Consider the following 13,999-nt stretch of genomic DNA (forward strand, 5'->3'; position numbering starts at 1 on the left):
GCACTGCCGATGTTCAGGCTCATGGTCGACCTGCTGGCCGAGCTCGACAAGCGCGTTGCCACGCTCGATCGCGAGATCGCACGACGTGCAAAGGAAGACGAGGCGGCGCGGCGGCTGATGACCATCCCCGGCATCGGCCCGATTGCCGCCACGACAATCGTGGCGCTTGCACCACCCGTTGAGACGTTCGCGAAGAGCCGCGACTTTGCCGCTTGGCTCGGGCTTGCGCCACGACAGCACTCAACAGGCGGCAAGCAGCGGCTGGGCAGCATCTCGAAGATGGGAGAACGAACGATACGTCGGCTACTCATCATCGGCGGTAGTTCGGTGGTGAGGCAGGCGTGTCGTAATGGCGCGCCAGCCGGCTCATGGCTGGAGCGGATGCTCGCGCGCAAGCCGCGCATGCTCGTCTCGGTGGCGCTCGCCAACAAGATGGCGCGCATGGTTTGGGCGCTGCTGACCAGGAACGAGGATTACAGAGCTCCGGCGGTGGCCACCGTGTAAGCCGCGGCCGCAGCCAGAGGCGTCGGGGACGTAGGCGGATCGAAGGAGGGTATGGCACAACAGTCGGCGAGACGGGGCCGGAAGAACCAGTGAATGGCAGAGCGCTACCCAAGCGCGCAAACCTGTTTTGGATCCGGTCCGCGAACTCCCATACTGGCCCGCAGCTATGGCGCTGCTCATCGAGGCCGGACAGATGACAGCATCCGACTACGTGCCAACATACCCGAATTTACCGCTTGCATCCAAAGGGGCGTCCACAGATGCCCTTCCGCTTCCCACCAGACACCGACGTCTGACCTGCCGAACCTTAACCTGAATGGACGGCAGCTTACGGGAAGCAGGGGAGGGGCTCGGAGCGGCAGCTACTGGCGCTAAGCTGCCTCCTGTTAACCACTTCATTGTCCTTCGACGCTGCCCTGAAAGGTGCTCCGGGAGCAAACCGGCGCCAGCACCGTATCGTGCAACTAACGATCACGGCCGATCGAGATCCGGCACGCCAGCACGCGCCGGCTAAACCAGTCGGGGACGGGACCAGAGCGACGAAGCGGCGTGTCAGGCGCGGTCGGCTCGCGCCGAAGCGTCTTACGCTCAGCCAGCCTTGCCATTCTCCACCACGCGGCGGCGCAAGATACGCAGACTAGAGTCGCGGGCTTAGGGATCTGGCCTGAATGAAGGTGAGCGCCGAGGCGTTCGGGTGGAACGAGCGCGTTCCTCGCCCAGTGACGATGCGAGACGCCGAATGGCTTGTCGGATACGACCAGTGCGCACGAAGGACTGCGATGTTGATTGAGATGCCTTCGCGCTCACCCAGTCGTAGCGTTTTAAATGAATATCCGTGTATTGAGAGCTCCAGTTTGACTTCTATTATCGCTTGCGTCGCTGTCCGGCAAACTCCGCGAGAAGACCGGCGGCTTCACCTCAGGCGGGCAGGTGGCTGGCGGAGCGCAAACTGCCGCCTGCCCGCCTAGCGTACAGTGATACCGGCGCGAGCGGAGGTTATGCAGCAAGCGTCTGGACGGCCGTTTCCGCAGAGGCGATCGCAGCTGCTGCCGCCTCTGGACTCAGCCGCACGCCTTCGGCGCGGATCACCTCGCACTCAGTGATCCCGAAGAAGGCGAACACTGCCTTGAGGTACGCTTCCTGATGCTCCAATCCGGCGTTCGGAGTGCCTTCGGCGTAGATGCCGCCCCGCGATGAGGCGAGGATCACTCGGCGTCCGCCGGCGAGACCTTGGGGGCCTTGTGGCGTGTAACGGAAGGTGACCCCTGCAACTGCGATATAGTCGATCCACGTCTTGAGCTGAGCCGGGATGCCGAAGTTATACATCGGAACGCCGATCACGATGACGTCGGCCGCCATGAACTCGGGGAGCACCTGCCGCTCGATCCGTTCCTCCAAAGCGTGTCCTGGTTGGTGGGTGGCCGGCGTCACGCCGACACCCGCCAACGTTTCAGCGTTGAAGTAAGGGAGGGGCGTGCGAGCGAGATCGCGGTAGACGACCTCGGCGGCAGGGTCGATCGCGGAAAGCCGCGCGACGACAGCCTTGGACAGGCGTCGGCTGACCGAAGTCTCACCGGTGATGCTCGAATCGACGTGCAGGATCTTCATTCCGGGCCTCTGGTAACGATTGGTAACCAGGAGAAGATCAATTACCTGAAGGCGGAGCACAAGGAGGCACAATTTTGTTACCTGGACGGACCCATGTTCCTCACGACTGCCGAGTGGTGGCCGACGTGCTCTCCAGGATCGGAGATAAATGGTCGGTGTTCGCGGTGATGCTGCTGGGTGAGCGCGACCACCGGTTCGCCGAACTGCAACGCGGGATGGGCGCAGTGTCGAAGCGCATGTTGAGCCTCACGCTCAAGCGCTTGGAACGCGACGGCCTCGTTATCCGAACCGTATTCGACACCGTTCCGCCGTCCGTGTCGTACGCGCTCACGCCACTCGGCCGATCCCTGCACGGGGTGGTCGAAGCGCTCGGCCATTGGGCTGTCGATAACCAGTCGAGCATCGAAGCGGCGCGGCAGCGGTTTGATGGTGAGGTCGCCTTGGGTGAGTAGCGGAGCAACATCGTCGCCGAAGGGGACCGTTCCTGCAGCTATTGCACAGGCTGCCCACCGGGATCGCCGCCGATCTAATGGTGAAGGTGAAATCCGTCGATGATCACTGTCTCGCTGCACGGCGTAGCGAAAGGACGGCCGCCCGTCATGCCTTTGTCCAATCGATTGGAAGCAGCGGCGATGCCGACGTCATCGACTTGACGAGCGGCATGCCTTGCGGCGTGCTCCATCCGGCGACGCTCCATGTCCCCGCGGATCGCGGTGTCCGTGCCGCTGGCGTCCATCACCGCCTGCACCTCATAACCCGCACTGACAGCGCTAATCGTCGGAAACACCAGGCAGATGCCCTGCTTCGCCAGCGCGACCGAGCGCGACCGCGAAACCCATCATTGACCGTCCAAGGCGCAACACCTTGCGTCCGCCTGATCTTGCGCTGCCGCCCCGGTCGATGGCTGGCCAAGAGGATCGATGGTCCGGTCGACGATGGGGTCATGCACTACGGCCAGCCAGTCGCCGAGGCGGTTGGGATCCCCGTTGATCCGCATCTCGCCCGTGCGAAGGAATCGGTCGCGGGCGGCCGCGTAGGCGGGGTCGGCGCTGCGGAGACGGTTGAGCTCCTGCGCGGCCGCGGCCGTGATCTCGACCGTCACGTGGGTCTTCTCGTCGGGGCTCACACCTTCGCGGAACGACGGCTTTCCCCCCCGGATGTCGAAGCGGATACCCTGCACCAGACCGCCGCCAATTGCGGTGCCATCGATATATCGCTCGACGAACGAGACATCGAGGTCCGGTGCGAGCCCGGCACGGGCGGCGGTACGGCACATCAGCATCCCCACCATCTCGAACCAGGCCGGTGTGCCCTGCGGCAGCTTTGCTTCGCTCATGTCATATCTCCCGCGGTTCAGTCGATTGTCGTGGTGCTGATTGCTCGTCACCTCGCCCTCAGCACGATCTTGCCCTTGAGGTTTCCGCTGGCGGCTCGCTCATGTGCGCCGCGCGCCTCGGCGAGGGGAAAGATGCTATCGATGGCGACGCGAATGGTGCCATCATCCAGCAGCCGCCCGGCCTCGGCCAGCTGCGCCCCGTTCGAGCGAACCTGCGTCGCCGAGACGGTGACGCCCAGGCGCTCGGCCTCATCCTGCCCGGCAAAGCCGAGCGGGAAGATCGGGAACAGCGCGCCGCCGCGCTTTAGCGTGCGCAGGAATCGCGCGGAGGACGCACCACCGACCGCATCGACGACCAGATCGAGATCGTGCACCACGTCCTCAGCCGCGATCGTGCCGTAATCGATGAATTCGTCGGCGCCCAAGTCGCGCACAAACGCTTGCTGGCTGGCGGAGGCGACTGCAATCACGCGCGCGCCCTTCCACTTCGCCAGCTGAACCACGAAGTGGCCGACGCCGCCCGCGGCACCGTTGACAAGCACAGTCCGCCCGTCGAGCGGCACCGGCTTGTGCCGGTTCGGCTGGACTGGATTTGGCGCGTCGTGACCGAGATCGATCAGGAACTGCCACGCTGTGAGCAGCGACATTGGAGCGGCCGCCGCCTGAACGTGATCGATGCCACGCGGCTTCAGCGCGGCCTGGGCGACTGGCACGGTGACATATTCCGCATAGGCCGCGCTCTCGCCGAAAACGCCTTCGGGGAAGCGCACCATCGCATAGACCTCGTCGCCAGCTGCGAACCCTTCCACCCCGTCGCCGATCGCCTCGACGGCGCCCGAGACGTCCGTTCCCGGGATGATCGGAAATGCCGCCGGGGGCTGCCACTCGGGGGGCAGCGTCTTGTAGCCGTCGCGCAGGTACCAGTCGGGGGGATTGATGCCGGCCGCCGTGACACGGACGAGCAGCTCGCCGGCTTTCGCCTCCGGCCGATCCGCATCCTCATAGGCCAGCACTTCGGGGCCGCCGAACGCGTGCAGCCGGACTGCCTTCATCATCTCACTCACAAGAACCTCCATGCGAACTTCGTTGGTCGGCATGAGATATTGTCGTGAACGGGATTGATAACTGCCTTGGACTTCGCTTCACTGATGCCGTGAAGGAACAAATGGCATTGGAGCGGCTGACCGGACTTCTCGCGTTCGCACGCGCCGGATCGATGGGCAGCTACACAGCCGCCGCTCGCGCGCTGCGGGTCTCGCCATCGGCGGTGAGCAAGAGCGTCCAGCGGCTCGAGAAGCAGCTGGGCGTGCCGCTGTTTACACGCACCACCCGTTCGTTGACGCTGACGGCTGAGGGTCGCGACTTGCATGAACGCGCAGTCAGGCTGTTGCGCGATGCCGAGGAGATCGAGCAGGCGGCGCTTTCGGCGCGGTCCGAGCCGTCGGGGACGTTGCGGATCGCCGCATCGCTGCCGATCGGCGTCCATGTGATCGCGCCTGCGCTGCCGGCGTTCCGCCGGCTGCATCCGAAGGTTTCGGTCGACCTACGCCTCAGCGACCGGATCGTTGACATCATCGACGAGGGCATCGACATCGCCGTTCGCATCGGCGACCTCACCGACTCCCGGCTCCTGTCGCGCAAGCTCGCGCCCGTCGCGTTGTGCTGCTTCGCCTCTCCGGCCTATCTCGCGGAGCGCGGCACGCCCCTGCACCCCGACGAGCTCGCGAACCACGACACCGTGATCCTGCGCTACCAGAGCAGCGGCCAGCCGTTACGATGGCCGTTTCGGATCGGTGGTCGCGTCGTCGAGATCGTCCCCGCATCCGCAATCACCGCCGATGCCAGCGAAGCTCTGGTCGCGATCCTCGCCGCCGGTGGTGGCATCGGCATGGGCGCCACGTTCGTCACGGCGCCGTATGTCGCGCGCGGCGAACTGGTCCCGGTGCTCGCCGAGTTCGCGGTCGAAAGGCACAACGTCACGGCGCTCTGGCCCGAGAGCCGCAGGGCCAATCCTGCCGTTCGCGCCGCCTTGGATATGCTGCAAGGAACATTCGACCAGCGAGTCAGCTGAGCTCATGTGCCAAGCGGCTCCGACACGCACATCGAAGTCGTTGGCGTGTTGGCGCGGCCAACCCGGACCTCGTTGACCGGATAAACGCAGGTGCGCCGGACAACGAGGTGCGGCCGAAGCCCTACTATGCCGGTGGCGGTGCCGAAGAATATACCGACCAGCCCGTCCTGAGAGCTGCCTGAACGCCGGCCGGGAGCAGGCTCTCACCTGCTCTCGCACGTTCGATGCCGCAGTTTGTCGCCAACACGTTTGGGAAGCGAGGCTTTCCTCCTTCGGGGATCATGAGCGCTGAGTGCTTCTCGGCGAACTCCCGAATTTCCGTCGATATGCGTGACCGAAAGCGCTTTGGGACGTGTAACCGACGCTGGCCGCTATGCTCGCCACGTCGGCGTCACCGCGCCTCAGCGCTGCACGGGCGAGGGTGAGACGCCACGTCCGCAGATAGGCGAGTGGCGGTTGTCCCACGTGCCGAGTAAACTCGGCAGAGAAGGCGGCTCGCGACATGCCAGCGAGGCTTGCGAGTTGTGCCACTGTCCACCGCTGCGCCCGATCGTTATGCATCGCGCGTAGGACCCTTCCGATCCTGGGATGCGAAAGGGCGCCAAGCCAACCAGGTTCAGCCGCCGCCACCCTCCCGGCATAGGCGCGCATGGCCTCCACCAGCAGGACGTCGGCAAGCCGGGCACTGACGATGTCGCCGCCGATCATGGCCCGTTCAATTTCGCTGCTCATCAGGCCTAGGATCGTCGCGACCGCGCCGGATGCCCGCGACGATTGAGGGACCATCATGCACCCCGGCAGCATGTCGAGCAGGAAATCCGCGCAATCCGCCGTGAAAGAGACGGTCCCGCCGATCGCGACCGTCTCGATTCCGCCAAGGTGCGCCACATCGCACCCCGCTTCGTAAAGGGCTTCGCCATCCACGGGCATCGCTTCGGGATGGCTGGCCACGGTGTAAGTCGTGCGGCCAAGCACGCATACGTCGCCCTCGTGCAGGAGCATGGGGACATCATCTGGGACCAGCACCCACGCGCTGCCGCGCAGCAGCGCGACGAACTTGAGCCTGTCGATTGCAGGAAACGCGAGCGCCCATCGGCCAGCAGCTTCCATGCGGGTCTGCCGTGTCACCCTTGCCCCTAGAACTCCGAGAACATCAGACAGCGGGTCACGTGCTGATTTGGACGATTGCAACAAACTCATAGAGAGTTGCGCATAGATCATACTGAATTGACGGGATAGCTCCGCCGCAAAGGAGATAGCTGATGAGTATCGCAGGTAAGGTCATCGCAATCACGGGCGCAAGCAGCGGGATCGGCCGAGCCACGGCAACGCTCCTGGCCCAGCATGGTGCGCTCGTCGTGCTGGGCGCGCGCAACGAAGACGCGCTAAAGGCTGTAGCTGGTGAGATAACGGCCAATGGTGGGAAGGCTGTCTTCAGGTCCACCGATGTACGCCAGCGAAGCGATCTTCAGGAACTCGTGGCCCTCGCGATCGCGCATTGCGGCCACCTCGATGTCATCATCAACTGCGCAGGGATCGGACCGATCTCTCGGTTCGACGCGCTCGACGTCGAGGGCTGGGATGCGATGATCGATGTAAATTTGCGCGGCACGCTCTATGGGATCGCCGCCGCACTGCCGGTGTTTGCGCGCCAGGAAAGCGGGCACGTCGTCAATGTCATTTCGACGGCAGGTATTCAGATGGTTCCCACGATGGGAGTTTACGCGGCCACCAAAAACGCCGTGCGGACCGCCACGGAAGTGCTGAGGCAAGAGGCAGGACCGCACCTTCGGGTGACCGAAGTGTCTCCGGGAATGATCGCGACCAGTTTCATCGACAGCATCAATGATCAGCCGACAAGGCAGTCGATCGGGGATCGGGTCCGCGCGATAGCAATCCCCCCCGAGGCGATCGCACGTGGCATCCTGTATGCGATCGAGCAGCCGCCTGAGGTCGATGTTGGGAGCATTGTCATCCGTCCGACCGCGCAAGCATAACTTGCGTTTCGGTTGCGAATAGGCTGATTGATATTATCAGACTGCCCCGATCTACCTTTCCCATGATCGAAGGTTCTTGGAGACAGCAAGGGCGGGATCGGTCTCCCGATGCCTCCGGGTTGAGCCGTTTTCCCGAAACCTGTTCCTGATTGCGCTTTCCCAAAACGGTCCCTCGAACGCGGGGAAACGGGACTGCTGCGGGTTGGTGATTTTGCTTCCTGCCACCCCTGCCGCCGCGCCCGCGAAGGTGGCGGGTGCCGTGGACCTGCGCCAGAGCCGGGCGGAGTGGCGGATCACGGGGCCGGGCGATGTCGCGCGGTTCGACAGTGCCAAGGGCGCGCTCGTCTCGCTGCGCGGACGGGGAGGCGAGCTGGTGGATGCCGCACCCACGCCCATTTTCTGGCGTCCGGTGACGGACAATGACATCGGCTCGGACGTGCCGGGCAAGCTCGCCGTCTGGAAGGAAGCGAGCCTGAACCGCGCGCTGACCGGCTTTTCCGCCAAGCCACAGGGCGATAGCGCGGAAGTCCAGGTGCTGCAGACGGTCGGCGACAATGTGGCCTGGGTGCGCACGCGCTATCGGTTCGAGCCGACCGGCGACATCATCGTGACCGAGGCGATCGAGAATGGGCGCGAGGACCTGCCCGTACTGCCGCGGGTCGGCTGGACCATGAGGATGCCCGAGGCGTTCGACCAGCTTGCCTGGTACGGGCGCGGGAAGTGGGAGAGCTATGCGGATCGCAAGAGGTGCGCAATGCTGGGCCGCTACAAGGGCGCGGTTCGGGACCAGTATCATCCCTACAGCCTCCCGCAGGATACCGGGAACAAGACCGACCTGCGCTGGATGGCGGTGACCGACAATGGGGGCAACGGCCTGTTGACCAGCGGCGCGGAGCCGTTTTCGGGCGCCGCCCTAGCGCTGCATCCGATGCAGCTCGACTATGACCGGCTCTTGCCCAACCGCCACGGCCTGTACTTGAAGCCGGAAGGCTTCACCACGCTGACGGTGGACCATGCCTCGATGGGGGTCGGTGGGGACAACAGCTGGGGGGCGCAGCCGATCGCCAAGTACCAGTTGCCATTCCGCCACTATAGCTTCACCGTGCGGTTGCGGCCGCTGGCGGCGAGGACGATCCGGCGCGCAGATCGCACGGACGGCGATTCCGCAGGAAGGCAGCGCCCCACCGGCGCGGTGACACCGGACCGCCGTCCTGCCATGGTCGGGCGGCAAACGCGTCACGGAGGGATCTGCCCGCCTTGCCTTAGAACACCCGCCGCAATCGCAGGCTGATCGTGCGGCCGAGCGGATCCAGATAGGCCGCCTGATAGCTTAACGGCGTGGCGCCCAGGCGGTCGCGTACGTTCGACCGGGCGTCGAGCAGATTGGCGATGTCGAAGGATACGCGGGTGCCCTTCAGCCACGTCGGCCCCGACGCACCGCCGAAGCGTTCGGCGAGATTCGCGAACAGGTTGAGGTTCACCGTGGTGAGGCTTTCGAAGCGGAGCCGGTCGGGGTCGGCGTGCGATCCGCCGATCTCGGTCCCGCTCTGCCAGGTCGCCGAGAGGCGGGCGCCCAGGCCGCGCTTGAAGACGCCGGCCTGGAACTCGACTGCGTGGCGGCGCCGGCCGCCACCGACGTCGATGGCGCCGCCGTCGAGCAGATCAAGCGAAGGGAGCTCGTCGCGAAGGCTGAGCGAGTCCTCAAGCACCCAGTTGTGATAGAGGCTGACGAACAGCCGGCTCGACGCGGTCATGATGTTGCGCGCCAGCGCGCTGCCGGGCTCGGGTCGGAAGGTGAAGGTCCCGTTCGGACCCGCGGTCATCTGCCCAGCCTGGGCCGCCGGGATGCGGATCATGCCGCTCTCCATCCCCGACGGCACCGCACCCAGGGGCCTCGTCCAGTTGACGCCCCACCGCAGCTGCTTTTGCCGCGATGCGGCGAGATTGACCGGTCGCGCGTCGATTTGGAGTAGCCGGCCGGTCGCGTCGCGGACGAACCGGTCCGGAAACGCGGCCTCGATTTGCGGCGACAGGAGGGGAAAGGCGACGATGGGATCGTCCACCTGCGCTGCAACATAATCGAGGCTGAGCGTCAGGTCGGTCCGGGTTAGCGGACGCACGTTCATGCCCACCCGGAACACGTGACGTTCGTCGTTGCGCAGGCGCGGATTGCCGCCGAACAGCTGCGTGACGTCCACCACTTCGCCACGCGCGAGGTCGAAGGTGCGGACGTTCGGCGTCTTCAGAGCCGGCCCGCCGAGCTGCTCGAGCGTCGGTGCCCCTTGCTCGCTCGTTCCCGACAGGATCACGCCGATCGATCGGGTCGGCGACCAGGTGAGGCCGCCATCGAACGTCCACAGGCTGCCAGCGTCAGAGAGGCGGTTGACCGCCACACTTGCATTGGCCGAGAGGCGGCCGACTCTCGACGCGGCGGGGTCGGCCGAGCCGAGCAGCGGAACGTCCGCGGTTGCCTGTAGCCCGCCCCGGTCGCGGCCGATGTCCGATCGGGCCGATGCAAGGCTGCGTCCCGACCGGCTCTCGAAGTCGTGAGTTTCGAACTCTCCTCGCACGCTCGTATAGAGCGGGCCGGCTGGCAGGGTGACGATCGGGCCGGACAGGATGAGGTCGGCGGTTGCGACCGCATCGGTCGATTTGGCGGTGTCGCGCAGCCCGGACCGGTCGCCGAGGTTGGTTCGCGTCTTGCTTGCGACGCGATCATAGTTGCCGATCGCGGTCCATTGCCAATTTCCGGTCCGGCCGCCCAAGGTCGTGCCCAAGTGCGCGGCATCCTGGTCGCTGTCGCGCCGCAGGGGGCCGTCTTCGCCGAGGCCGAGAAGGCTTCGGCTTCGGTTCGCCTCGAAGCGCCCATTCACCGTTGCCGATACCTCGCCCAGCACATGCCCGCTGACGAGGCCGTTGAGCAGGAACTGCTCGGTCGACGGCAGCAGGGTCCGGAAGCGTCCCGCGTCCACCGGGCCGGAGAGTTGCCGGACGTCCCGATCGTGCTCGGTCAACCACGTGGAACGGGTATAGCTCGCCCCCAGGCCAAGCCGCGTGTCGTCGCGGATCCGCAGGAAATCGGCGTCGGCGTCGCCCGCGGTGCGGTTGCCCCGCGTCACGGTGAGGAGACCCGCCTCGCCGATGCCGGCCTGGTAGCGTTGGAACGTCACCACGTTCACGACCTTCTGGTCCGCGCGATAGCCGTATTTCAGCGCCACTTCCTCAGGAAGGATCTCCATGCGCTCGATCGCTTCCGCCGGGATGCGAGCGATCTCGGAGAAGCTCGACACGCGCCGGCCGTTCAGGAGCGTGACCGGGCCTTCGTCGCCGCGCCCGCGGTTGCTGGTCGTCTGCGCCCCGATCGCCCCCAGCAACGCCTCGACATCGTCCGCGCCGAACGCGCGGATGTCGGCCGAGCGAAAGACCCGTTCGGGTGGAATGTCGCCGAGGGCCGACGCGCGCGGGCGCCCTCCCAGCACCACGATGTCTTTTTCGTCGTCTCCCGCCGGCGCGGACGGAGTCTCCCGCGCTGGTGATGGGGCGATGGCGGGCGCGCCCGTCCGATCGGACGCTTTCGGCGTCGTCGCAATGGGCGGGGCGACGACCTGCTGCGCCTCCACCGCGCCCGAACAGGTTCCTGCCAGCATGCCTGCAATCCAGGTGATCTTCTGTCTCACGCCCAATCCCCAGCCAATGCTTCTACGGCGCGGCGTTCAAGCGGTTGCGGGTAACGGGGGGATGGCCGCCCGGTAGCAGGCGGCGATACGCAAATGCTACAGGGCGCGTGTAGGGTGCCACCATGGAGTCCAAGGTCATCGCCAGCGCTACGGTCCTTGTGGTCGACGACGACGCGAGCATCCGCGACGCCATTGCCGATTTCCTCGCCAGCCATGGCTTCCTGGTCCGCGCTGCGGGCAATGCCGCCGCGTGCGAGCGAGAGTTGCGCGAGGCGCAGGTCGATGTGGTCGTGCTGGACGTGATGATGCCGGGCGAAGACGGGCTTTCGGTATGCCGGCGCCTGGCGCCCACGGGCGTGCCGATCTTGATGCTCAGTGCGCTCGACGACGTGACCGACCGGATCGTCGGGCTGGAGGTCGGCGCATGGGATTATCTAACGAAGCCGTTCGAGCCGCGCGAGCTTCTCGCGCGGATCCGCGCGCTGCTGCGGCGGCCTTCGACGGAGCCATCGACGCAGGAGCGGGGGGGCAGGGGCATTACCTTCGCCGGCTGGTGGCTCGACGTCGAGGAACGGCGCTTGCGCGACCCCGCCGGACGCCCCGTGTCGCTGAGCGAGGGGGAGTATGCCCTGCTCGCCGCGTTCGCCGTTCGCCCGGGACGGATCCTGACGCGCGACACGCTGCTCGACCTTGCGCGCGGCTTGGATGCCGCGTCCTATGACCGGGCGATCGACATCGCGATCAGCCGCCTGCGCCGCAAGCTGGCCGAGGCGGATCCGGCCCCGATCATCGAGACGGTGCGGGGAGTGGGATACCGCTTCGTACCATCGGTCCGTCCGGCGTGAGGCGCCCGCCCAGCGCCCTAGTGTCGATCGGCGGCTTCGGCGTGGCCGTGGCCATGCTGAGCGTGACGACGACGGCGTCGATCGTCGTGCTCGCGCCGCCGCCGCCCACGCTGCGGATGAGTGCTGCCGAAGCGATCGGGGCGCTGCGCCATCCGGTGCCGGGTTTTGATCGGGACCTGGTCGCGGAACCGCCCTCTGGAGCACGCGTGTCTGCCATGGAAAAGTCGATCGCGGCGGAGCTGCGCCGAGCGCCCGAAACGGTGCGGGTGACCTGGGTGGAGGCGGTGGAGCCTACCGTCGCGGATGATTCGTCGGCGGAGTCGGAGACTCCCTTTGGGGAGAACGTCGTGTTCCGGCAACGCGAGACCGGCCTCTTCGAACGGCTCGATCCGAACATCCAGTCCTCCGAATACAGGAGATCCGTCCTGCGGATGGTGCGTCCTGCCTTCGCGCTGAGCGTCCGGCAGGACGATGCCTCCTGGCTGCGCGTCCAGCCGAACCGGCCGTTTTTAAGCGTTTGGCAGCGCAACATCCTCCTCTCGCTTGCCGTTACGCTGCTGCTGCTCGTGCCGCTGGCGTGGATCTTCGCGCGCCGCCTGACGCGTCCGTTCCGCGCGCTCGCAAATGCGCTCGGCGACCGTGCCGATACCGTCCCCCAGGAAGGGCCCCGCGAGTTGCGCGAAGCCGCCGCCGCGATTGGTGCGATGCGCACCCGGCTCGCGAACGAGGCGGCGGAGCGCGCCCGCATGCTAACGGCGATCGCGCATGACCTGCGGACGCCGATGACCGGCCTCCGGTTGCGCATCGACGCTGCACCCGAACCCCAACGGACGCGCATGGTTGCCGATATCGATCGCATGCAGGCGATGATCGGCGAGGTTTTGACGTTCGCGCGCGCCGCTGCGGCGCCGGCCGAGGTGCTGAACGTGCGGCCGCTGCTCGCCGAGATTGTCCGAGAGATGCAGGGACCTGGTGCCTCGCCGCGTCTCCTCACCGGCGACGATGCGAGGATCTCGGCATCCGCGTCGGCCTTTCGGCGCGCGATTGAGAATCTTCTGCAGAACGCGATCGATTATGCGGGCGGGGGCATGGTGTCGCTCGAACGCGCCGCCGGAAGTGTGAACATCTCGGTCCAGGACTCAGGGCCCGGCATTCCGGCCGCCGACCGGGAGCGCCTGCTTCGCCCCTTCGAGCGCGGCGAGGCGTCGCGAAACCGCGACACAGGGGGCGCCGGCCTCGGCCTCAGCATCGTCCGCGACTTCGCCGCGCGCAATCGCGGCAGCTTTACGCTGACCGACGCCCCCAGCGGCGGCACGCTTGTCATCCTCAGCCTTCCCATAGCCTGACCAGGGAGCGGCGGTAGTCGAGCACCTGCCAACGATATCGCGGGGCGAGCGGTCGGGCTTGCGTTCGATGATAAGGTTGCCGTCCTCGTCCATCGCCAGCAGGGCGATGCGTGTGCCGTGGTCGGTCGCTACCCGGCGGCCAAGGACGACGCGGCCGACGCGGAAACCCGAGCTGACGACCGCAGCGCTGGAAGCGATCTCCGCGGCTGGGAAGAACCAGCGTTCATCACTCCATCCGGAAAACGGTGTTCGGCGAAGGTGCGCCCACGACAGCTATCCGCATCGACGTGCCCGATAGCTGTTCGGCAGAAAAGTCCCCATTCTCAGTCGTCGACCTCTACGCTCAGACCAAGATGAAGAGACGGCCGGGTTCGGGAAACCGCTGCGTGAGGCCGAACGTCGGGAACTGTGTCGCTAGCCGCCGCCTGACTCGGCTGCGATCAACGGCAGCTTTTGCATTCTGTCGCCCGAAAGCAGTCTGGCAGGAATCCATCCAATAGTCGTCGGTCGGCGGCCGGTGGTTCGAATATGAACATGGGGTAATCGCGGGAGCGAGCTACCTCTATCAGCGATGGTGCGGAGGGTGGCTGTTCCCCGATAGATGAAGTTGCGGGC

General features: G+C 65.9%; 13 protein-coding genes. 7 read left to right on the forward strand and 6 right to left on the reverse strand.

Features of this window, described 5'->3' with window-relative positions:
- Positions 1-504, forward strand: a 504-nt coding sequence (locus tag FHT02_RS20520; RefSeq protein ID WP_184091967.1) for an IS110 family RNA-guided transposase, incomplete at its 5' end; no start/stop codon positions are given.
- A gap of 996 nt (positions 505-1,500) precedes the next feature.
- Here FHT02_RS20520 and FHT02_RS20525 read toward each other — a convergent pair.
- Entirely contained in the window at positions 1,501-2,112 is a 612-nt protein-coding gene (locus tag FHT02_RS20525; RefSeq protein ID WP_184091969.1) for an FMN-dependent NADH-azoreductase, read from the reverse strand.
- A gap of 116 nt (positions 2,113-2,228) precedes the next feature.
- On the opposite strand from FHT02_RS20525, the gene FHT02_RS20530 reads away from it, so the two are divergent.
- On the forward strand, positions 2,229-2,564 hold the full coding sequence (locus FHT02_RS20530) for a winged helix-turn-helix transcriptional regulator (protein ID WP_343057025.1): 336 nt from the start codon (positions 2,229-2,231) through the stop codon (positions 2,562-2,564).
- 74 nt (positions 2,565-2,638) lie between these two features.
- On the opposite strand, the gene FHT02_RS20535 is transcribed toward FHT02_RS20530, so the two are convergent.
- Genes FHT02_RS20535 through FHT02_RS20545 form a run of 3 tightly spaced genes read right to left on the reverse strand, consistent with a single transcriptional unit; the run spans position 2,639 to position 4,503 of the window.
- Positions 2,639-2,899: a cysteine hydrolase family protein gene (locus FHT02_RS20535; RefSeq protein WP_184091971.1), complete on the reverse strand. Its 261-nt coding sequence runs from the start codon at positions 2,897-2,899 to the stop codon at positions 2,639-2,641.
- Between the two features lie 51 nt (positions 2,900-2,950).
- Entirely contained in the window at positions 2,951-3,448 is a 498-nt protein-coding gene (locus FHT02_RS20540; RefSeq protein WP_221239619.1) for a hypothetical protein, read from the reverse strand.
- A 47-nt stretch (positions 3,449-3,495) separates the two neighbouring features.
- Complete coding sequence (locus FHT02_RS20545) at positions 3,496-4,503, reverse strand: NADP-dependent oxidoreductase (protein ID WP_246352603.1); 1,008 nt, start codon at positions 4,501-4,503, stop codon at positions 3,496-3,498.
- 98 nt (positions 4,504-4,601) lie between these two features.
- Between FHT02_RS20545 and FHT02_RS20550 the strand changes: the two genes are divergently transcribed.
- Positions 4,602-5,519 carry a LysR substrate-binding domain-containing protein gene (locus FHT02_RS20550; RefSeq protein ID WP_184091973.1) on the forward strand — a complete coding sequence of 306 codons (918 nt, stop codon included), beginning with the start codon at positions 4,602-4,604 and terminating at the stop codon, positions 5,517-5,519.
- Between the two features lie 279 nt (positions 5,520-5,798).
- Here FHT02_RS20550 and FHT02_RS20555 read toward each other — a convergent pair whose 3' ends face one another.
- Complete coding sequence (locus tag FHT02_RS20555) at positions 5,799-6,740, reverse strand: AraC family transcriptional regulator (RefSeq protein WP_221239620.1); 942 nt, start codon at positions 6,738-6,740, stop codon at positions 5,799-5,801.
- 41 nt (positions 6,741-6,781) lie between these two features.
- Here FHT02_RS20555 and FHT02_RS20560 point away from each other — a divergent pair, with 41 nt between their 5' ends.
- Positions 6,782-7,516, forward strand: coding sequence for an SDR family oxidoreductase (locus FHT02_RS20560; RefSeq protein WP_184091975.1), 735 nt, complete (start codon positions 6,782-6,784; stop codon positions 7,514-7,516).
- A gap of 205 nt (positions 7,517-7,721) precedes the next feature.
- Positions 7,722-8,807, forward strand: a complete 1,086-nt coding sequence (locus FHT02_RS20565) for a beta-galactosidase small subunit (protein ID WP_221239621.1) — start codon at positions 7,722-7,724, stop codon at positions 8,805-8,807.
- On the opposite strand, the gene FHT02_RS20570 is transcribed toward FHT02_RS20565, so the two are convergent.
- The gene (locus tag FHT02_RS20570) at positions 8,779-11,193 is read right to left on the reverse strand and encodes a TonB-dependent receptor (protein WP_184091979.1); all 2,415 of its coding nucleotides are present in this window, start codon (positions 11,191-11,193) and stop codon (positions 8,779-8,781) included. The genes FHT02_RS20565 and FHT02_RS20570 overlap by 29 nt on opposite strands.
- A gap of 122 nt (positions 11,194-11,315) precedes the next feature.
- Between FHT02_RS20570 and FHT02_RS20575 the strand changes: the two genes are divergently transcribed.
- Together FHT02_RS20575 and FHT02_RS20580 are read left to right on the forward strand one after the other, a co-directional pair.
- Positions 11,316-12,038, forward strand: a complete 723-nt coding sequence (locus FHT02_RS20575) for a response regulator (RefSeq protein ID WP_184091981.1) — start codon at positions 11,316-11,318, stop codon at positions 12,036-12,038.
- Between the two features lie 20 nt (positions 12,039-12,058).
- A complete protein-coding gene (locus FHT02_RS20580) occupies positions 12,059-13,384 on the forward strand; it encodes a sensor histidine kinase (RefSeq protein ID WP_343057026.1) in 1,326 nt (441 codons plus the stop codon).
- The last annotated feature ends 615 nt before the right edge of the window (positions 13,385-13,999 follow it).

The organism is Sphingomonas xinjiangensis, assembly GCF_014199255.1.
Lineage (GTDB): Bacteria > Pseudomonadota > Alphaproteobacteria > Sphingomonadales > Sphingomonadaceae > Sphingomonas > Sphingomonas xinjiangensis.